This is a genomic window from Halomonas sp. (assembly GCF_034520545.1).
Lineage (GTDB): Bacteria > Pseudomonadota > Gammaproteobacteria > Pseudomonadales > Halomonadaceae > Halomonas.
Genome location: NZ_JAXHNN010000014.1, coordinates 100,881 through 119,738 on the forward strand (window position 1 = coordinate 100,881; position 18,858 = coordinate 119,738).

Annotated in this window: 17 protein-coding genes and 1 pseudogene; 14 read left to right on the forward strand and 4 right to left on the reverse strand. The window is 63.3% G+C overall.

Annotation, left to right across the window (positions count from 1 at the left end):
• Positions 1-94: 94 nt before the first annotated feature.
• Positions 95-685, reverse strand: coding sequence for an alpha/beta family hydrolase (locus tag U5L98_RS15640; protein ID WP_322559224.1), 591 nt, complete (start codon positions 683-685; stop codon positions 95-97).
• A 295-nt stretch (positions 686-980) separates the two neighbouring features.
• On the opposite strand from U5L98_RS15640, the gene ccoN reads away from it, so the two are divergent.
• The 11 genes from ccoN (at position 981) to fnr (ending at position 12,005) form a co-directional block, all read left to right on the forward strand.
• Complete coding sequence (ccoN, locus tag U5L98_RS15645) at positions 981-2,405, forward strand: cytochrome-c oxidase, cbb3-type subunit I (protein ID WP_322559225.1); 1,425 nt, start codon at positions 981-983, stop codon at positions 2,403-2,405.
• 23 nt (positions 2,406-2,428) lie between these two features.
• On the forward strand, positions 2,429-3,037 hold the full coding sequence (gene ccoO, locus U5L98_RS15650) for a cytochrome-c oxidase, cbb3-type subunit II (protein ID WP_322559226.1): 609 nt from the start codon (positions 2,429-2,431) through the stop codon (positions 3,035-3,037).
• A gap of 2 nt (positions 3,038-3,039) precedes the next feature.
• A complete protein-coding gene (locus tag U5L98_RS15655; RefSeq protein ID WP_322559227.1) occupies positions 3,040-3,255 on the forward strand; it encodes a cbb3-type cytochrome c oxidase subunit 3 in 216 nt (71 codons plus the stop codon).
• Positions 3,252-4,181, forward strand: coding sequence for a cytochrome-c oxidase, cbb3-type subunit III (gene ccoP, locus U5L98_RS15660; RefSeq protein WP_322559228.1), 930 nt, complete (start codon positions 3,252-3,254; stop codon positions 4,179-4,181). The genes U5L98_RS15655 and ccoP overlap by 4 nt, the downstream gene beginning before the upstream one ends.
• 136 nt (positions 4,182-4,317) lie before the next feature.
• Positions 4,318-5,751: a cytochrome c oxidase accessory protein CcoG gene (gene ccoG / locus U5L98_RS15665; RefSeq protein WP_322559229.1), complete on the forward strand. Its 1,434-nt coding sequence runs from the start codon at positions 4,318-4,320 to the stop codon at positions 5,749-5,751.
• Complete coding sequence (locus U5L98_RS15670) at positions 5,751-6,263, forward strand: FixH family protein (RefSeq protein ID WP_322559230.1); 513 nt, start codon at positions 5,751-5,753, stop codon at positions 6,261-6,263. The genes ccoG and U5L98_RS15670 overlap by 1 nt, the downstream gene beginning before the upstream one ends.
• Positions 6,264-6,282: 19 nt before the next feature.
• Positions 6,283-8,763, forward strand: a complete 2,481-nt coding sequence (locus U5L98_RS15675) for a heavy metal translocating P-type ATPase (protein ID WP_416208265.1) — start codon at positions 6,283-6,285, stop codon at positions 8,761-8,763.
• The gene (gene ccoS / locus U5L98_RS15680; protein ID WP_322559231.1) at positions 8,760-8,975 is read left to right on the forward strand and encodes a cbb3-type cytochrome oxidase assembly protein CcoS; all 216 of its coding nucleotides are present in this window, start codon (positions 8,760-8,762) and stop codon (positions 8,973-8,975) included. The genes U5L98_RS15675 and ccoS overlap by 4 nt, the downstream gene beginning before the upstream one ends.
• A complete protein-coding gene (locus U5L98_RS15685) occupies positions 8,975-9,673 on the forward strand; it encodes a sulfite exporter TauE/SafE family protein (RefSeq protein ID WP_322559232.1) in 699 nt (232 codons plus the stop codon). Before ccoS ends, U5L98_RS15685 begins: the two co-directional genes overlap by 1 nt.
• 96 nt (positions 9,674-9,769) lie before the next feature.
• Positions 9,770-11,146 (forward strand): oxygen-independent coproporphyrinogen III oxidase, encoded by a 1,377-nt coding sequence (hemN, locus tag U5L98_RS15690; RefSeq protein ID WP_322559233.1) that lies wholly within the window; start codon positions 9,770-9,772, stop codon positions 11,144-11,146.
• A gap of 115 nt (positions 11,147-11,261) precedes the next feature.
• On the forward strand, positions 11,262-12,005 hold the full coding sequence (gene fnr / locus U5L98_RS15695) for a fumarate/nitrate reduction transcriptional regulator Fnr (protein ID WP_322559234.1): 744 nt from the start codon (positions 11,262-11,264) through the stop codon (positions 12,003-12,005).
• Positions 12,006-12,084: 79 nt separating this feature from the next.
• Here fnr and ttcA read toward each other — a convergent pair whose 3' ends face one another.
• The 3 genes from ttcA to U5L98_RS15710 all read right to left on the reverse strand — a co-directional run bounded on the left by ttcA (position 12,085) and on the right by U5L98_RS15710 (position 15,580).
• The gene (ttcA, locus tag U5L98_RS15700) at positions 12,085-13,005 is read right to left on the reverse strand and encodes a tRNA 2-thiocytidine(32) synthetase TtcA (protein ID WP_322559235.1); all 921 of its coding nucleotides are present in this window, start codon (positions 13,003-13,005) and stop codon (positions 12,085-12,087) included.
• 81 nt (positions 13,006-13,086) lie between these two features.
• Positions 13,087-13,713: a 3'-5' exonuclease gene (locus U5L98_RS15705; RefSeq protein WP_322559236.1), complete on the reverse strand. Its 627-nt coding sequence runs from the start codon at positions 13,711-13,713 to the stop codon at positions 13,087-13,089.
• 43 nt (positions 13,714-13,756) lie between these two features.
• Positions 13,757-15,580, reverse strand: a complete 1,824-nt coding sequence (locus tag U5L98_RS15710; RefSeq protein WP_322559237.1) for a putative nucleotidyltransferase substrate binding domain-containing protein — start codon at positions 15,578-15,580, stop codon at positions 13,757-13,759.
• A 530-nt stretch (positions 15,581-16,110) separates the two neighbouring features.
• Between U5L98_RS15710 and U5L98_RS15715 the strand changes: the two genes are divergently transcribed.
• The 3 genes and pseudogenes from U5L98_RS15715 to U5L98_RS15725 all read left to right on the forward strand — a co-directional run bounded on the left by U5L98_RS15715 (position 16,111) and on the right by U5L98_RS15725 (position 18,800).
• Positions 16,111-16,371 (forward strand): DUF4212 domain-containing protein, encoded by a 261-nt coding sequence (locus tag U5L98_RS15715; RefSeq protein ID WP_040185430.1) that lies wholly within the window; start codon positions 16,111-16,113, stop codon positions 16,369-16,371.
• A gap of 6 nt (positions 16,372-16,377) precedes the next feature.
• Positions 16,378-18,183 (forward strand): annotated as a pseudogene (locus U5L98_RS15720) (sodium:solute symporter family protein).
• A 101-nt stretch (positions 18,184-18,284) separates the two neighbouring features.
• The gene (locus tag U5L98_RS15725) at positions 18,285-18,800 is read left to right on the forward strand and encodes a hypothetical protein (protein ID WP_322559238.1); all 516 of its coding nucleotides are present in this window, start codon (positions 18,285-18,287) and stop codon (positions 18,798-18,800) included.
• Positions 18,801-18,858: the final 58 nt, after the last annotated feature.

The window sequence follows — 18,858 nt, forward strand, 5'->3', positions numbered from 1 at the left end:
TCAACGCTTTTCACATCCCCGCGAAGGCATGCCCGTGAGCAAAGAACCACTGCCCTTTCATCGACTTGCTCGCACCACCCGCATAATAGGAGTTTCAGGAGTTGACCATCATGAAGTCGGCGATTGCCGCCGCTCCCTCATCGATCAGCTGCGACTGAGTCCTGCCCGAGGCGAGACGCGGTTTCCATTCGTGGTCGCCGTCCTCGAGCCAGTGTAGCCGTGCCGTCACGGGGAGCTCATAACCCGCCACTTCATCGAGCGTCCCGAAGGGATCTCGACTGCCCTGTACCACCAGGCATGGACACTCCAGCAGCGGCCAATGGCTGAGCCGCAGGCGTTCGGGTTTACCGGGCGGATGGAAGGGGTATCCGCATAGCACCAGCCCGGGAGCACCGTCGCGAGCCGCCAGCAAACTGGCGACACGCCCGCCCATCGACTTACCCCCGAGCCAGGGTGGCGAAAGGTCGCGATGCGACATGCCGTCGCACCAGCGAGCCAGCTCATCGACCAGACGCTCGACCCTAGGCGGCGGTCGTCGTCGCCCCTCAGAACGCATCTGCTGCAGGTAAGCGAACTCGATGGCCAGTGTCTGGACACCCAACTCGGCCAGTGCACCACGCAACCGTTGCAGAAAGGTTGAATCCTGCCCCGCGCCGGCGCCATGGGCCAAAATCAGCCGTCCCACCCGACACTTTCCACGTACTTCCAGGGGACCGAGCCCCTCGATATTCAAACAGCCCGAATCACCATCCTGCAGCAATCGGTGCAGGGTATCGCGCCCTATAGAAGGTAAAACCCGACGAAAATACTCTGGCAATTTCAGCCTCTCCGCATTCATGAATCAACACATTGGAGTGTTCAGCTTGTCGCACGCCTGCGCTAGAATCATCGTTGGTTAAAGACCTGCATCATCCTGCGGAAGTAAACCGAGGCAGAGTGTCGCGGGACAACCCCCAAACCGCGTTCGATGGGAAACTGACATGAGCACAGCATTTGAACACCCGACCTACAACTACAAGGTAGTTCGGCAGTTCGCGATCATGACGGTGGTGTGGGGCATCGTGGGCATGCTCCTCGGTGTCATCATTGCCGCACAGCTGGTATGGCCGGAACTGAATCTAGGACTGCCGTGGACGAGCTTCGGCCGGCTGCGGCCCCTTCACACCAACGCCGTGATCTTCGCCTTTGGCGGCTCGGCGCTGTTCGCCACCTCCTACTACGTGGTGCAGCGGACCTGCCAGACCCGCTTGTTCGGCGACAAGCTGGCGGCCTTCACCTTCTGGGGCTGGCAGGCGGTGATCGTCTCCGCGGTGATCTCACTGCCGCTGGGCATGACGACCACCAAAGAGTATGCCGAGCTGGAGTGGCCGATCAATATCCTGATTGCAGTGGTATGGATCAGCTATGCCATCGTGTTCCTGATGACCCTCAAGCAACGCAAGACCTCCCACATCTATGTGGCCAACTGGTTCTTCGCTGCCTTCATCCTGACCGTGGCCGTGCTGCACATCGTCAACAACGCCGCCATCCCGGTCACTCCCATGTATTCCACCTCCATCTATGCCGGCACCATCGATGCCATGGTGCAGTGGTGGTACGGCCACAATGCGGTCGGTTTCTTCCTGACCGCTGGCTTCCTGGGGATGATGTACTACTTCGTGCCCAAGCAGGCCGAGCGCCCGGTCTACTCCTATCGCCTCTCCATCGTCCACTTCTGGGCGCTGATCATGGTCTACATGTGGGCCGGCCCGCACCACCTGCACTACACCGCGCTGCCCAACTGGGCCCAGTCGCTGGGCATGATCATGTCGATCATCCTGCTGGCACCCTCCTGGGGCGGCATGATCAACGGCATGATGACCCTGTCCGGGGCCTGGCATAAGCTGCGCACCGATCCGACCCTGCGCTTCCTGGTGGTGGCCCTCTCCTTCTACGGCATGTCCACCTTCGAGGGGCCGATGATGGCGGTGAAGACCGTCAATGCCCTCTCCCACTACACCGACTGGACCATCGGCCACGTGCATGCCGGCGCCCTGGGCTGGGTGGCAATGATCACCATCGGCTCCATGTACCACCTGATCCCGCGCCTGTTCGGCCGCACCGAGATGCACTCGGTGAACCTGATTGCGGTGCACTTCTGGCTTGCCACTATCGGCACCGTGCTGTACATCGCCTCCATGTGGGTCAACGGCATCCTGCAGGGGCTGATGTGGCGCGCCATCAACCCCGACGGCACCCTGATGTACACCTTCGTGGAATCCGTGGAGGCCAGTGGCCCCGGCTACATCGTACGCCTGATCGGCGGCCTGTGCTGGGTGGCAGGCATGTTGATCATGGCCTTCAATGTCTACATGACCGTGCGGCGCGGCGAAGGCGCCCGCCAGCCGATTCCGCAGACTGCCTGAGCTAACCGGGGAAACCGTCACCAATGAGACACGAGATCGTCGAAAAGAACGTCGGCCTGCTTGCCGTACTGATCCTGGTGGTGATCAGTTTCGGTGGCCTGGCCGAGGTCGTGCCGCTGTTCTTTCAGAAGCAGACGACCGAACCCGTCGAGGGGCTCGAGCCGCTCTCCGCACTGGAACTGGAAGGCCGAGGCATCTATCGCCGCGAGGGCTGCGTTGGCTGCCATTCGCAGATGGTCCGCCCTTTCCGTGCCGAGACCGAGCGCTACGGCCCCTATAGTGTCGCTGGCGAACAAGTCTACGAGCACAACTTCCTGTGGGGCTCCAAACGGACCGGGCCGGACCTGGCCCGCGTCGGCGGACGTTACAGCGACGACTGGCATCGCGCGCACATGTACAACCCGCGTGACGTGGTGCCCGAGTCGATCATGCCCGCCTATCCGTGGCTGTTCGAGAACACCCTGGATGGCGAGGACACGCCGAAGAAGATGCGTGCCCTGCGGGCCCTGGGCGTGCCCTATACCGACGAGCAGATCGAGAACGCTGGCAGCGAAGTGCGCGGCGAGCAGGAGATCACCGCACTGGTCGCCTATCTGCAACAGCTTGGCACCGTGCTCAAGAGCAACCGCTAATCATGGATACCGGAACCTTTCGCGGCATCATCACAGGCATCCTGATCATCGCCTTCATTGGGCTAACGCTGTGGGCCTACTCGAAGCGACGCAAGAAGGACTTCGACGAGGCGAAAAACCTGCCCTTCGCCGACGAGGATGATGCACCGGTGAACCGTGACACGAGCGCCTCGCGCGAGACCGATTCCCGTCAAGACAGGGGAGACAAGAACACATGAACTATTTATGGGGTGACTCCCTTTCTGGCTTCTGGAGTGCCTGGATCATCGTCATCACGCTGGGCTCCATCGGCATTGCCTTCTGGCTGCTTTACGCCAACCGCAAGACCGACAAGACCCCGGATGCCGAGGGCAACGTCGAAACCACCGGCCATGCCGCCGACGAGATCGAAGAGTACGACAATCCGCTGCCACGCTGGTGGTTGCAGTTGTATGTCGGCACCATCATCTTTTCGCTTGGCTATCTGCTGCTCTACCCCGGCCTCGGCAACTTCGCTGGCCTGCTGGGCTGGAGCCAGGAAAGCCAGTGGGAAGAGGAAGTGGCGCGTGCCGAGGAGCGCTTCGCGCCGATCTTCGCCCAGTACCAGGAGGTCCCGATCCCTGAGCTGGCCAAAGACGGCGAGGCCATGCAGGTCGCTGAGCGCATCTACCTCAACAACTGCGCGGTGTGTCACGGCTCTGGCGCGCGGGGCGGCTATGGCTTTCCCAACCTGACCGACGACGCCTGGCTGTATGGCGGCGCGCCGGAGAACATCGTCCAGACCCTCACCAACGGCCGCAACGGCCTGATGCCCTCCTGGCAGCAGCTGGGTAGCGAGAACATCGAGAACGTCACCCAGCACGTGCTGTCGTTGTCAGGCCTCGAGCACGATGCCGAGCGTGCCGAGAGTGGCGTGGCAACCTTCGCCTCAGTATGCGCGGCTTGCCATATGCCTGACGGTACCGGCAACCAGGCGCTCGGGGCACCCAACCTGACCGATGAGGCCTGGCTATACCAGGCACCGGGGCAAAGCGTGGCCGACTCCGTGCGTCAGACCCTGCGCAACGGCCGCAACGGCCACATGCCGGCCCAAGCTGCTTACATCGGCGAGGACAAGGTGCATCTAGTAGCTGCCTACGTGTACAGCCTGCGCTACGACAACTGAGCATATCGCCCACAACGAGAAAGGGTGCGGCCTCCGGTCGCACCCTTTCTCGTTGAGAGGCCACATCGATACAATGGGCGCACCATCAGAGGCCCCCTGATCGGCCCTGTCCCTCCTTGCCAGCCGTGAGCCTGCCATGAGCGAAAAGATCCCGACCCGCAATGTCACCCCGGATCCCGTGGAGCATCACAGGCCGCAGGAAGCGGTCACCCAGCACATGTACGCCAGCCGGCGGCATCTCTACGTGCGCGAGATCAAGGGTTTCTTTCAACGCCTACGCCGTGCGTCCAACTGGGCGCTGATGCTGACCTTCTTCCTGCTGCCCTGGGTGCCCTGGGGCGACCGACCGGCAATCTGGTTCGACCTCCCCGGCCGGGAATTTCACATCTTCTCGGCGACCTTCTACCCCCAGGAGTTCATGCTGCTCTCCTGGCTGCTGATCATCTGCGCCTTCGGCCTGTTCTTCATCACGGTGTTCGCCGGTCGCGTCTGGTGTGGCTATACCTGCCCGCAGAGCGTCTGGACCTTCCTTTTCATCTGGGTCGAGCACCGCCTGGAGGGGTCGCGCAACCGCCGCATCAAGCTCGACAAGCAGCCGATGACTACCGACAAGCTGAGACGCAAGTCGGCCAAGCACGCCATCTGGCTGTTGATCTCCCTGGCTACCGGGGTCACCTTCGTCGGCTACTTCACCCCTATCCGTGACTTGGTGGTAGAGCTACCCACCTTCGAAGCTCACGGCTGGTCCTACTTCTGGGTCGGCTTCTTCCTGGTCTTCACTTACCTCAATGCCGGCTGGCTGCGCGAGCAGGTGTGCATCTACATGTGCCCCTATGCGCGCTTCCAGTCGGTGATGTTCGATGCCGATACCCTGATCGTCTCCTATGACGCCAACCGCGGCGAGCCCCGCGGTCCCCGCAAGAAGAGTCTCAGCCATGCCGAGGCGCGTGCTGCCGGCCATGGCGATTGTATCGACTGCGACCTCTGCGTACAGGTCTGCCCCACCGGCATCGACATCCGTGACGGCCTGCAGTACGAGTGCATCACCTGCGCGGCCTGCATCGACGCCTGCGACAGCGTGATGGACAAGATGGGCTATCCCCGCGGCCTGATCCGCTACACCACCGAGAATGCCCTGGAGGGCAAGCCGACCCACATCCTGCGACCACGCCTGATGGGCTACCTGGCCGCCCTGGTGGTGATGATCGGTGTCTTCGCCTGGGCGGTGGCGGACCGCACGCCTCTGGGTTTCGACGTGGAACGTGATCGCAATCAGATGTTCCAGATGACCCGAGACGGCCGGATCAGCAACGTCTATACCCTGACTGTGCGCAACCTCGACAATCAGGCGCATGACTACCGGCTGGAGGCCTCCGGCCTTCCCGGCCTGACGCTGGATACCCATGAGGTCAGCGTGCCCGCCAGCGATTCGCGCCAACTGGTGATTCAGGCCAGCGTGCCTCCCGAGTCCATCGACCGGCCCAGCGCCGAGATCATCCTGCGGCTGGAAGCCCTTAATGCCGACATTGCCGTCGAACGCGACATCCGTTTCATAGGAGAGACCCGTTGATGAGCGCGGAACACGAGAGTATCCCGCCCTGGTACAAGCAGTTCTGGCCCTGGTTCCTGATTGGCCTGCTGGCCTCCTCGATCACCTTCAGCCTGATCTATCTGACGCTGTCGATCCGTTACTACGACGGCTCGGTGAGCGGTGACTACTACGAGCAGGGCCTGGCCATCAATGAGCAGTTGGCCAAGCAGGAGCACGCCCAGGCGCTGGGCCTCGAGGCGATCATGCGCGTCGACGACCGCACCGGTGACATCGTCGTCGACCTGCAGGGGGAGCGCCGTCCTGAACGCCTCCACCTGGCCCTGATCTTTCCCACCGACAGCGACCGTGACCGCTCGCTCACCCTGGAACATGTCCGGGAAGGTCGCTACGTGGGCATGGTCGACGAGCGGCTGAACTACCGCTGGTACCTGCAACTGCAGCCCGCCGAGGGTCAGAATGCCGAGTGGCGTCTCACCGGCGAGGCCCGCTTCCCAAGTGACGACGAGATCGCCCTAATTCCCGGGCTCTAAGGTTTGCCAACGAGACACCATGACCCAGAGTCCCCGGACGCCTGACATGACACCCGCCTGCTATCACTGTGGCAGCCGGGTGCCGGCGGCTGCACCCTGGTCGATCACCCTCGACGAAGAGCGCCACCCCCTCTGCTGCCCTGGCTGCGAAGCCGTGGCCCATGCCATCGTCGATGGCGGCCTGGCGAGCTACTACCGTTTTCGCACCGAGCTTCCCGAGCGGCCAGATGACCGCCAGGCGGCCAGGGCTGAAACCTGGGCGGTCTTCGATGACCCCGGGCTGCAGGCACGCTTCGTGCATCCCGGTGACGATGGAACGGTGCATGTCACCCTGGCTGTGGACGGCATCACCTGTGCGGCCTGCGCCTGGCTGATCGAGCACCGACTCAATGCTCTGGACGGAATCGCTACCAGCGCCGTCAACCTCTCACACCATCGCCTGCGGGTCAGTTGGGACCCCGAACGGGTCTCTCTGTCACGGATCCTGGCCGAAATGGCCGCCATCGGCTATCCGGCCCAGCCCTGGGAGCCCGATGCGGCCCAGCAGCGACTGCAGCACGAGGAACGCATGAACGTGCGCCGCCTGATCATCGCCGCCGTGGGCATGATGCAGGTGATGATGTTCTCCATCCCCATCTACGTATCCGGACCCGACGAAATCAGCGCCGACTTCCTCGCCCTCTTCCACTGGCTCTCCTTTGCCCTGGCAACCCCCGTGGTGCTCTTCTCGGCGCAGCCCTTCTTTCGCAACGCTCTGCGCGACCTGCAGACGCGGGTGCTGGGCATGGACGTGACGGTGTCACTGGCCATCGGCGGCGCCTACCTGGCCAGCGGCTATGCGGTAATCACTGGCCACGGCGACGTCTATTTCGACTCGGTGGCCATGTTCACCTTCTTCCTGCTCTTCGGCCGCTACGTGGAGGGGCGGGCCCGGCGCCGCAGCGGGCATAGTGGCAACGCCCTTGCCGGCGCCCTCCCCCTCTCGGCGATCCGCCTTACCGAAGCAGGCGAGGAGCGCATCCTTCCCGCCAGCGAGCTCACAGCCGGGGACAGGGTGCTGGTCAAGCCCGGCCATGGGGTGCCGGCCGACGGGGTGATCGAGTCCGGCGAGTCGAGCCTCGACGAGTCCATGCTCACCGGGGAGTACCTGCCGGTGACCCGCGGGATCGATGACCGCGTGACCGGCGGCAGCCAGAATATCGAGAGCCCATTGACGATACGCGTCACCCACGCCGGCGCCGATGCCCGGGTGGCCAGCATCGTCGACCTCACCGACCGCGCCTTCGCCAGCCGCCCCCGTATCGCCCAGCTGGCGGCGCGCATGGCCCACCACTTCGTTCTGCAGGTGCTGCTGATTTCCCTCGCGGTAGCCTTGGCCTGGTGGTTCATCGACCCGGACCGGATGCTATGGGTCACTCTCTCGGTGCTGGTGGTCACCTGCCCCTGCGCCCTGGCACTGGCCACGCCCACGGCCCTCACCGCCGGTCATGGCCGCCTGCACCGCCGCGGGGTGCTTATCACCCGCGCCGATGCCATGGAAACGCTGTCGCAGCTCGACCGTGTGATCTTCGACAAGACGGGCACCCTGACCAGCGGGGAAATGAGCCTCGTCGAGACTTGCACGATCGGCGACCCGGAGAACGCACTCGATGAAGACCGCGCACGCAGCGTGGCGGCCGCCCTGGAAGCCCAGTCGGAACACCCCATCGCGCGTGCCTTCCGCCCCTTCCGCGAGGCCACCGTCACCGCCGGCGATGTGCTCAGCCGACCCGGCCAGGGCTTGGAGGGCCGGATCGACGATCGTCGCTGGCGGCTCGGCAGGCCCGAGTTCGCCGCCCCCGAGGCGCCGCCGGCACTGCCTGGCGAAGGGCAGTGGCTACTGCTGACCGAGGAGGGCCAGCCGCGGGCCTGGTTCAGCCTCCACGATCGCCTCCGGGAGGATGCCCGAGAGACGGTCATGGCCCTGCAGGAACGGGGCCTGGCGGTGGAACTGCTTTCCGGCGACACCGCTGTCACGGTAGCGGACATGGCCCGGCGACTAGGGATCGATACCTGGCAGGCGGCAGCCACTCCCGAAGAAAAGCTGGCCCGCCTCCAGGCCCTGCAGGATGGCGGAGAGCGGGTGGCGATGGTCGGTGACGGCATCAACGACGTTCCGGTACTGGCCGGCGCCGACGTAGCCATCGCCATGAACGGCGCCACCGACCTGGCGCGTACGCGGGCCGACGCCATCTTGCTCAGCCCACGCCTGGGGCGTATCGTCGAGGCCATCGAGACCGGCCGAGCCACCCGGCGGATCATCCGCCAGAATCTGACCTGGTCGCTGGTCTACAACATCTCGGCACTGCCACTGGCAGCCATGGGATTCGTGCCGCCCTGGCTGGCGGCCATCGGTATGTCGGCCAGCTCCCTGGTCGTCGTCGGCAATGCCCTGCGCCTGACCCGCGACACTCCCTCACGGCAGGCCGAACGCGATGCCCCACGGTTGGTGAACGCATGAGCATCCTCTACCTGCTGATACCCCTCTCGCTGACCCTGTTGGGATTGGCCGTCTGGGCCTTCTTCTGGGCCGTCAAGCACGACCAGTTCGAGGACCTGGAGGGGCCCGCCTATCGCATCCTCTTCGACGAGGATGATAACGACCGCCCCAAGCAAGACCGGAAAGAAACCGAGCGCGACGCTCCCTCCGACGACGAGGAACGCCGCGACTGATGGACCCCACCGGCCTCGACCTTCCTCCGCTGGCCGCCGCCTTCGTCTTCGGCTTGCTCGGCGGCGCCCACTGCATCGGCATGTGCGGCGGCATCATGAGTGCCCTGACCTTTGCCGTTCCGCCCAGCATGCGCAACCCGGCACGCCTTTCCGGGCTGCTGCTGGGCTATAACCTGGGGCGGATCGCCAGCTACATGGTGGCCGGTGCTCTGGTGGCGGGACTCGGCACCCTGGTCGCCATCACGCCCCAGGTACGCCTGGCCCTCCAGGCCCTCGCCGCAGTTATGCTGATCCTGATGGCCCTCTATATCGCCGACTGGTGGAAGGGGCTACTGCGGATCGAGGCCCTGGGGCGCCGGCTCTGGAAGCACCTCGAGCCGCTGGGAAGGCGGCTGATGCCGGTGGTAAAGGTGCCCCAGGCGGTGGCTCTGGGAGCGGTCTGGGGGTGGCTGCCCTGCGGTCTGGTCTACTCCATGCTCGCCTGGAGCCTGGCGATTGCCGAGCCCTGGCGCGGCGCCGCCCTGATGGGCGCCTTCGGGCTTGGTACCCTACCGGCCCTGCTGGCCACGGGGCTTGCCGCTCGTCAGCTCGGTGCCCTGATTCGCCATCCGGCCACCCGAACGCTGGCCGCGCTGTCGATCATTGCCTTCGCTCTCTGGCAGCTGTGGGCGCTGCTGCCCCTCTCATCGGGTCACTGACCAAGAGGCGAATTTCGCTTCGTTTGACGCAGCTCAACGCGGCCCCTGGTGCTCACCGCTAGCATGAAGGCACGTTCAATCTCCGGAGTGCCGGTCATGACTGCTCGAGCAATCATCGACGACTATCCCCAGGGCACCGCCTTGATCCGCGATGCGGGGTTGCTGCGCCGATATGGCCTCGGGCCGCGCTATGTCAGCTACCCCGCCGCCGAAAGCCTCACGACAGGCTTTTCCGATACTGAACTCGCGTCTGCCCTGGCACGCAGCAACGCCAGCGAGCGGGACCTGTCACTCTATATGCACCTGCCCTTCTGCCGCCAAGACTGCCACCAATGTGCCAGTAGCCGGATCACCGTGAAGAACCCCCGCCGCGCCGAACCCTACATCTCGCGGCTCGACCGGGAAATGGTGCTGACTTCGCGGCACCTGGAAAGCAAGCGGGAAATTTCGCAACTCTACTGGGGCGGAACGCCGACCTTCCTGACCCTGAGTCAGATGAGCGACCTGATCGACCGGCTCGACGCACGCTTCGGCCTTTCGAGCTCACGCCAGCGGGACTACAGCATCAAGATCGATCCCCGGGAAGCTGATGTCTTTACCCTGCGCCATCTCCAGGCGCTGGGCTTCAACCGCCTGAGGCTATCGGTTCTGGAGCTGGACCCGCGGGTCCAACGCGCCATAAACCGCTACCAGCCCCAGGTGCTCACTGAACAGCTGATCGACGAGGCTCACCGGCTGGGCTTCCGCTCCCTGGGGCTGGAACTGATGCATGGCCTGCCCGGCCAGACTCGCGAGAGCTTTGCCGAAACCCTGGAGCAGGTGATCGCCATGGCCCCGGCCCGTTTGTCGTTGTTTCACTATGCGCACCAACCCGAGCGCTTCGCTGCTCAGCGCCGAATTCGGGCCGAGGATATACCGCAGGCCGATGAGCAACTCGCCATCCTCGACACCGCACTTTCGATGCTTGCCGACGCCGGCTACGCGCATATCGGCATGGAAGTCTTCGCCCGCCCCGAGGATCCACTGGCCACCGCTCAGGCCCAAGGCAAGCTGTCGCGCAACCTGGACGGCTACAGCGCATTGCCGCCATGCGACCATGTTGGCTTGGGCCTCGGGGCCCTCAGCCGACTGGGCGACTGCGTCACACGCAATCCCATGGCCCTCGGCGATTATGAGGCGCGCCTGGATGCCGGCCGACTTCCCGTGGAACGAGGCCAGCGACTGACCGACGATGACCATCTTCGGGCCCGCGCCATCGAGCGGCTGATGTGCGATATGTGCCTGGACCTGACCGCCCTCGGGAAGGAGTTCGGACTGGATGCCGACAGATACCTCAGCGATGCACTCGCCCGGCTGGCGCCAGCCGAGCGTGACGGCCTGGTGAGGCGACGTGAACAGCGTATCGAGGTCACGCCGACGGGGAGACTGCTGGTTCACCGCCTGGCCGCGGCCTTCGATGCTCGTGCCGCCTGACCTGAGGGGCAAATAGCAACTGGCATTCGCGCAAAGGGGTACCTCCTAAGAGATGCTTTGCCGGTAGACGACAATCCTCCATACTGTCGTTGAGTCATCATCGATGGAGGAGAGCATGCCCGACACCGCGACCGGCAGGCGACGTACACTGCTGAACGAGGCCCACTGCCAGACGTGCAGTTTGAGTTCGCTCTGCCTGCCACTGGCGCTCGAGGTTCAGGACATGGACCAGTTCGACGCCATCATCCGGCGTCGGGCGCCGCTGAAGAAGGGCGAATCGCTGTTTCGCCAGGGCAACCCCTTTACCAGTGTCTACGCGGTGCGCTCCGGCAGCCTCAAGCAGGTCACCACCGAGGGCAGCGGCGAGGACCAGTTGACCAACTTCTACCTGCCCAGCGAGCTGGTGGGCCTGGATGGTATCGACGAGGAACGCTATCCCGGCACGGTCGTGGCCCTGGAGACCACAACGGTATGCGAGATCCCCTTCGACCGTCTCGACTCCCTCTCCGAATCGCTGCCCGAACTTCGGGGGCAAATCTACCGCAGCATGAGCAAGGAGATGCGTGACGATCGCCGCATGATGCGCCTGCTCTCGCGCAAGACCGCCGACCAGCGCCTGGCCACCTTCTTTACCAGCCTCTCGGACCGCTTCCGCCGTCGCGGCTACTCCCCCTACAGCTTCCGGCTCTCCATGTCGCGGGCCGACATCGGCAACTATTTGGGGCTTGCCGTGGAGACTGTCAGCCGTATTCTGGGCCGTTTCCAGTCACAGGGACTGGTGGCCGTCTCGGGTCGCGAGGTGAATATCCTCGACCTGGAAACGCTCATCGAGGTGGCCGAGGAAGAGGGCACGCACTAAAGCTCGAAGCCAGCCTGAATCGAATCGCCCCCGTGACAAGGTCACGGGGGCGATTGTCTTGCCGATTACGGCTTAAAGCTTAAAGCTCCTGATGGATATCGATGCGGCTGGCCTGCCGCCGAGCCTGCTTCTCCTCGAGACCGGCGAAATCGAAGAGTTCGCGGTCGGCCAGCTGCGAGGGCGCCACCTTGGTGACCGCCTTGAACATGCTCTCGAGACGGCCGGGATGGGACTTCTCCCACTCGGCCAACATTTCCTTGACCACCTGGCGCTGCAGGTTGGGCTGGGAACCGCAGAGATTGCAGGGAATGATCGGGAAGTCCATCAGCCGGGCGAACTCGGCGATATCCGCCTCCCTACAGTAGGCCAGCGGACGGATGACCATGTTCCTGCCATCGTCGGAGAGTAACTTGGGCGGCATCGCCTTGAGGCTGCCGCCGAAGAACATGTTGAGAAACAGCGTTTCGAGGATATCCTCGCGGTGGTGTCCCAGAGCCACCTTGGTGGCTCCGATCTCTTCCGCGAAACCATAGAGCGAGCCCCGCCGAAGCCGCGAGCAGAGGGCACAGGTGGTCTTGCCCTCGGGCGTCTTCTCCTTGACCACCGAGTAGGTATCACGCTCGAGGATGTGGTATTCGACCCCGATGCCCTCCAGATAGTCGGGCAATACCTGCTCAGGAAAGCCAGGCTGCTTCTGATCGAGATTCACCGCCACCAGAGAGAACGTCACCGGGGCATTACGCTGCAGGTTGCGCAGAATCTCCAGCAGCGTATAGCTGTCCTTCCCCCCGGACAGACAGACCATCACCCGATCCCCCTCATGGATCATACCGTAGTCGATGATCGCATTACCCACCTGGCGACGCAGGCGCTTCTGCAGCTTGTTGAACTCGCGCTTGCCTCGAGCATCGAGACCCTCACGGGTCGATGCGGGCTCGGTGGGGGACGGGCCATCGGGTGCGGCGGTGTCACGGGGGTCGAACATCAGGGCGTCTTGCATGGTCTCGGGCACTGCCTGGGGGGCTTGAAATGACGGACACTATCCTACCACCCTCACCATAGCCAGGCGAAGCGCGCCCGATCAGCAGAAACGCGCCGCCAGCATGGGACCCCGCGCCAGGCGAAGGTGAATCAAGGCCGTGGTGACGGCGTCGCCCAGGGCAGTGTGGCGTCCCATGACCGGCACGCCCAGGTGCTCGGCTACCTGTTCGAAGCGCGGTCGGACATCCACCTCGGGATGGCTGAGGCGTAGCTGACGGCGATAGGTCTGTGCCACGTCGATGCCGGCGTTGGGCAGTTCGAAGCCGAAGAGAGGACGAAGTTGACGGTTGAGCATCGCCAGGTCGAAGTCCAGGCACCAGCCGACCAGCGGGCGATTACCGATGAAGTCCAGGAGTCGTGTCAGGGCCTCCTCGATATCCGTACCATCGGCCAGGTCGATGCCACGCAGGCCGTGGATGCGGATCGAATCGCCGGAGAGACTCGCCGGCCTTGCCAGGCGCAGATCCAGCGAATCGCTGGTCAGGACACGGTCGCCGCGGATACGCACCGCCGCCAGCGATACCAGTTCGGCGTGGCGGGTATCGAGCCCAGTGGTCTGGCACTTGATGGCAATCATCTCGTCCCCGGTATAGGGGGAAAAGAGCCAGCCATAGTCGCCGTGGACCTGTCGCCGGCGATCGGCGGCACGCCGCAATGCCCTGAGCATGGATGAACCTCCTGTTGTTGTCGTTCCCTGACCCGCTCGGGTCTCACGAGTACTCGAGGTGGAAGCGGTGCGACAGCCGCTGCTTGAAGTCCTTGACGATATGCAGCGCCTCACGCAGCAGATCCCGCTCCAGCGACGAGAGCTCCTGGACGACCACCCGATCGGTCTCCTCGCCCCGACCTTCCGGGTCGTCGAGGCGTTCGATCTGCTGGCGCAGGCGCAACTCGGTGAACAGCGAGAGCGCCTCCCCCAGGTCCTCGGCGAAACGCTCCTCCAGACGACCATCGGCCACCAGCGCCTCGAGCCTTTCCAGAGTGGAGGTCGCGGTGATGCGACGCTCCAATGCCAGGGTGCGCACCCCGTGGACGATGGGGAAGATGCCCCCCTTCTTGATGTCGACGCCGTGCTGCGGCTTCTTCAGAGAACCGAAAAGCGTCAGCGGTGTGGAGAAGCGCAGCGCTGTGCGCGCGAAGTAGGAGAGCAGGATCTCGTCACGGCTGCAGCGCTCGAAGAGCTCCTCGCGCAGCCGCTCGAGCAGGGCCGGATTGCCGGCCACGGCGTGGGAGTCGAGCATGATCGCCAGCCGCATCAGGCTATCGCCGTCACGACTCCCCGCCCATTGCGCGATGCGCCCGCGCCACTGAGTCTCGGTGCCAACCCACTCCGGGTTTGAGACCATGATGTTGCCCGGGCAAGGTGGATAGCCCAGCTCGATGAGCGTCTCGGTGAGGCGCTGCATCTGCTCGTGGCAGTCGGGCCACTCCAGATCGTCGGCGAGAATCAGGCCATTGTCCTGATCAGTCTTGAGAATCTGCTCGCCACGCCCTTCGCTGCCCATCACGATCAGGCAACTATCGGAGTGGTAACGCTCATCGATCAGAAAGCCCCAGGCCTTGTTCATGATGCGCCCATTGAGGGCCGCCAGCAGCCCCATGGCGAAACGCAGCTTGACGCCCTGGGCCATCAGCGCCTGCACCAGCTCCGGTGTACGGCGGCTGGCGGAGGCCAGCGCCTCCAGGCTGTTGGCCTGCTCCACCTGCAGGCTGACCACGTAACTGCGACTGGAGAAGTAGCTGAGCACGTCGGTCAACTCCACCACCCCTACCGGCGCGCCATCTTCCATCACCACCACTCGCTCCACCTTGAAGCGGGTCATCTGGACCAGGACTTCGAACAGGTACTGTCCCGGCGTTGCCGTAATCAGCTCAAAGTGGGCAACCGCCTGCACCGGTCTATCCTGGGCCAGCTCCTCGAGCACCAGAGCATTGAGCAGGTCGGTCTTGGTGACCATGCCCGGCCCGTCCTCGCCCTGCACCAACAGGCTGTCCGCATGGCTGTCGTTCAGGGTATGAACCGCCTCGGCAATGCTGGTCGTATCCTCGACGAGTAGCGGGTCACGCATGCATTCGCTGACTCGGGCGAGCATGAAGCCGGCCATGGTCACGCCGCCCTCGGCGCGGTGTTCGGTGAGCAGCCGCGTCTTCTGAGCCAGGCGCTGGCGGAAGAACTCGGAAAAGGGCGGATAGGCCTCGCAGAGCTGTTTGAACAATCCCTTTGGCAACAGGTAGCAGAGACTCTCCTGCTCGGCCCGGAAGCGGTAGCGACTCTTGCCATTGAGGATACTGATGGCCCCGAACAAGTCACCGGCGGTGTAGTGGCCAATACGTGACTGGGCGCCCGGCAACGTCGGGTCCAGCTCAGCGACTTCACCCTTGTGGATCAGGAAAACATATTCACCGGGCTGGCCAGCATCGAGGATGATCTCGTCACGATCGAAATAGGCCAGATCGATGCCGCTACGTACGCGCTCCCGGCCTTCGTCGTCCAGCAAGGTGAAAGGCGGCTGTGAAAGTTCAACATCGACCATAGGACTGCCCTCATAGCGCTGCGGTCATGACACCGCTGGCTTGGTTGCGCCTCGCCTCCAGCGAAAGTCCAAGATAGCAAAGTCGGGTTTCAGTGAATAACCTAGACAATCGTCCTATCCTGGCGATCTTAGACCATCGTCAAAGACAATCAGGAACCAAGGTTTAACTGCTCTGGAATTCGAGGCTATACCATCGTCCTATGCGCGCTCCCGTGGCGTCGAAACATTGGCCACAAGATAAGGTTAATATACTGATAAAAAAGAGTTTTTATAAAGGACCTTCCATCGGTATCTTTTCATGATACGAAAGTCTGGGATTTATTTTAGGCGTTTGCTGCCCACTATTGGCCGTGAGCCATGCAGGACAATCCCGCGTCGACATTGCACTTCGACTAGGGGCGGGCAACCTGATGACAGGCTGACCCAGCCTGCGCAGGCTAAGGCTGGCTCCGCCGACACGACTGTCCTGATGAGTAACCTAAACGCTCTGGGCAACTTCCCAACCTGAACAACTAGTGGAGAGCAACACTATGGCAGACGACAAAGCCAATGCCGCTGCTTACTGGAAGGCGAACGTACGCCTGATCACGGGGTGCCTGATCGTCTGGGCCCTGGTGTCCTACGGCTTCGCCATCCTCCTTCGCCCGCTGCTTGCCGGCATTCCCGTTGGCGGAACGGACCTGGGCTTCTGGTTCGCCCAGCAGGGTTCGATCCTCACTTTCATCGGCATCATCTTCTTCTACGCGTGGAAGATGAACCGGCTCGATAAACAGTTCGGACTCGGGGAGTAAGCCAGCATGAGTCAGTTTGCAATCAACCTGCTGTTCGTAGGGGCCTCCTTCGCCCTCTACATCGGCATCGCGATCTGGGCCCGCGCGGGCTCGACCAAGGACTTCTACGTCGCCGGCGGCGGCGTGCATCCGATCACCAACGGCATGGCCACCGCCGCCGACTGGATGTCCGCTGCCTCCTTCATCTCCATGGCCGGCCTTCTGGCCTCCGGGGGCTACGCCAACTCCACCTTCCTGATGGGCTGGACCGGCGGCTACGTGCTGCTGGCCATGCTGCTGGCGCCGTACCTGCGCAAGTTCGGCAAGTTCACGGTGCCCGACTTCATCGGTGACCGCTTCTACTCGCAACACCGCGCGCCTGGTCGCCGTGATCTGCCTGGTGGTCGCCTCAATCACCTACGTCATCGGCCAGATGACCGGTGCCGGCGTGGCCTTTTCCCGCTTCCTGGAAGTCTCCAACACCTGGGGCATCTGGATCGCGGCCTTCATCGTCTTCATCTACGCCGTACTCGGCGGCATGAAGGGCATCACCTACACCCAGGTGGCCCAGTACATCGTGCTGATCATCGCCTACACCATTCCGGCAGTGTTCATCGCGATACAGCTGACCGGCAACCCCATCCCGCAGATCGGGCATGTTCGCGCACCGCACGCCGAATGCGGTGTGCCAGCTGCTGGTCAACGCTCAACTGGACCAGTCGCTGATGGCTCGGCTTCGCCGACTACACTGCCGACGTCAGCAACAAGCTGAACATGGTGCTGTTCACCCTGTCGCTGATGGTCGGTACAGCCGGTCTTCCCCACGTCATCATCCGCTTCTTCACCGTGCCGAAGGTCGCCGATGCTCGCTGGTCGGCCGGCTGGGCCCTGGTGTTCATCGCCCTGCTCTACCTGACCGCCCCGGCCGTGGCGTCGATGGCTCGCCTGAACCTGATGACGACCGTCTATCCGCAAGCCGCCGGTCAAGTCGAAAACTATGACGACGCCATGACCAACCCTCTTGCCTACGAGGATCGGCCAGAGTGGATCAGGACCTGGGAGGAAACCGGCCTGATCACCTACACCGACAAGAACGACGACGGACGCATCCAGCTCTACAACGATGGTAATGAAGACTTCGCCGAGACCGCTGAAGCGCGTGGCTGGGAAGGCAGCGAACTGGACGTCAACAACGACATCCTGGTACTAGCCAACCCGGAGATCGCCGACCTGCCCCCCTGGGTCATCGGTCTGATCGCCGCCGGTGGTATCGCGGCTGCCCTGTCCACGGCGGCAGGCCTGCTGCTGGCTATCTCTTCGGCCATCAGCCATGACCTGATCAAGACCATGATCAACCCGAAGATCACCGAGAAGGGCGAAATGCTGGCGGCGCGGATCTCCATGGCGGGCGCCATCCTGCTGGCGACCTACCTGGGCCTGAATCCTCCGGGCTTCGCTGCGCAGACAGTAGCCCTGGCCTTCGGTATCGCCGGCGCCTCGCTGTTCCCGGCGCTGATGATGGGCATCTTCTCCAAGCGGGTGAACAACAAGGGCGCGGTTGCCGGCATGCTGACCGGTCTGATCGCCACCCTGCTCTATATCTTCACCTACCTGGGCTGGTTCTTCATTCCGGGAACCGAAATGCTGGCCAACACGCCGGACAACTGGATCCTGGGCATCTCGCCGCTCTCCTTCGGTGCAATCGGCGCAATGTTCAACTTCGCCGTGGCCTTCCTTGTCTCCAACGCGACCGAGGAGCCCCCGCAGGAGATCCAGGACCTGGTGGAAAGCGTCCGCTATCCGAAGGGTGCTGGTGTGGCAACCGGGCACTGAGCCATAATGGCCACCTGGCCCGGCTAGCCGGGCCAGTCAAACCACTACCGATCGGGCTTCCTCAGGGAAGCCCGATCGCTTTCTTTAAGGACGCATGAATCATGATATGGCACCTGATAGCAGCGATCTTCGCCGGCCTAGGTGCCGCAGGGGTCGGCCTGATCCTGCGGCTGGCCAGCGGCAAGCGACTGCCGCGCTGGTTCATCCCGGCGTGCGGTGGCCTGGGAATGCTCGGCTACCAAATCTACAACGAATACACTTGGTTCGAGCACAAACAGCAGCAGTTGCCCGAATCGGCAGAGGTAGTTTCCGTGGAGGAGGGCCAGATGTTCTTTCGTCCCTGGACCTTCGCTTTTCCCATGACCACCGCCTTCACCATCGTGGACCTCGACAATCTTTCAGTAAGCCGGGGAGATGACGGCCGCCTGGTCGAGTTCATTCTCTATCGCTTCGAGAAGGAGTACGTGGACCAGGTGAGCCACCAGGCCTACCTGATGAACTGCGCAACCCGGGAAATGCTGCCCCTGGAAGGGGAATCGCGGAGCCCCCGCACCGAACAGATGCGCCGCGTCAAGGATTCCAGCCCGCTCTACCGCGCCATTTGTACGGCAGACTGACCCGGCGCCCTTTGCTGCCCTGCCTAGAAGGGCGGCCTTAACCTAGAATGGGCGCATC

What these genes read in the sequence shown, in the direction of transcription:
- ccoN (WP_322559225.1), top strand. Translation starts at nt 981, where the DNA reads ATGAGCACAGCATTTGAACACCCGACCTACAACTACAAGGTAGTTCGG.
- ccoO (WP_322559226.1), top strand. Translation starts at nt 2,429, where the DNA reads ATGAGACACGAGATCGTCGAAAAGAACGTCGGCCTGCTTGCCGTACTG.
- U5L98_RS15655 (WP_322559227.1), top strand. Translation starts at nt 3,040, where the DNA reads ATGGATACCGGAACCTTTCGCGGCATCATCACAGGCATCCTGATCATC.
- ccoP (WP_322559228.1), top strand. Translation starts at nt 3,252, where the DNA reads ATGAACTATTTATGGGGTGACTCCCTTTCTGGCTTCTGGAGTGCCTGG.
- ccoG (WP_322559229.1), top strand. Translation starts at nt 4,318, where the DNA reads ATGAGCGAAAAGATCCCGACCCGCAATGTCACCCCGGATCCCGTGGAG.
- U5L98_RS15670 (WP_322559230.1), top strand. Translation starts at nt 5,751, where the DNA reads ATGAGCGCGGAACACGAGAGTATCCCGCCCTGGTACAAGCAGTTCTGG.
- U5L98_RS15675 (WP_416208265.1), top strand. Translation starts at nt 6,283, where the DNA reads ATGACCCAGAGTCCCCGGACGCCTGACATGACACCCGCCTGCTATCAC.
- ccoS (WP_322559231.1), top strand. Translation starts at nt 8,760, where the DNA reads ATGAGCATCCTCTACCTGCTGATACCCCTCTCGCTGACCCTGTTGGGA.
- U5L98_RS15685 (WP_322559232.1), top strand. Translation starts at nt 8,975, where the DNA reads ATGGACCCCACCGGCCTCGACCTTCCTCCGCTGGCCGCCGCCTTCGTC.
- hemN (WP_322559233.1), top strand. Translation starts at nt 9,770, where the DNA reads ATGACTGCTCGAGCAATCATCGACGACTATCCCCAGGGCACCGCCTTG.
- fnr (WP_322559234.1), top strand. Translation starts at nt 11,262, where the DNA reads ATGCCCGACACCGCGACCGGCAGGCGACGTACACTGCTGAACGAGGCC.
- ttcA (WP_322559235.1), bottom strand. Translation starts at nt 13,005, where the DNA reads ATGCAAGACGCCCTGATGTTCGACCCCCGTGACACCGCCGCACCCGAT.
- U5L98_RS15705 (WP_322559236.1), bottom strand. Translation starts at nt 13,713, where the DNA reads ATGCTCAGGGCATTGCGGCGTGCCGCCGATCGCCGGCGACAGGTCCAC.
- U5L98_RS15710 (WP_322559237.1), bottom strand. Translation starts at nt 15,580, where the DNA reads ATGGTCGATGTTGAACTTTCACAGCCGCCTTTCACCTTGCTGGACGAC.
- U5L98_RS15715 (WP_040185430.1), top strand. Translation starts at nt 16,111, where the DNA reads ATGGCAGACGACAAAGCCAATGCCGCTGCTTACTGGAAGGCGAACGTA.
- U5L98_RS15725 (WP_322559238.1), top strand. Translation starts at nt 18,285, where the DNA reads ATGATATGGCACCTGATAGCAGCGATCTTCGCCGGCCTAGGTGCCGCA.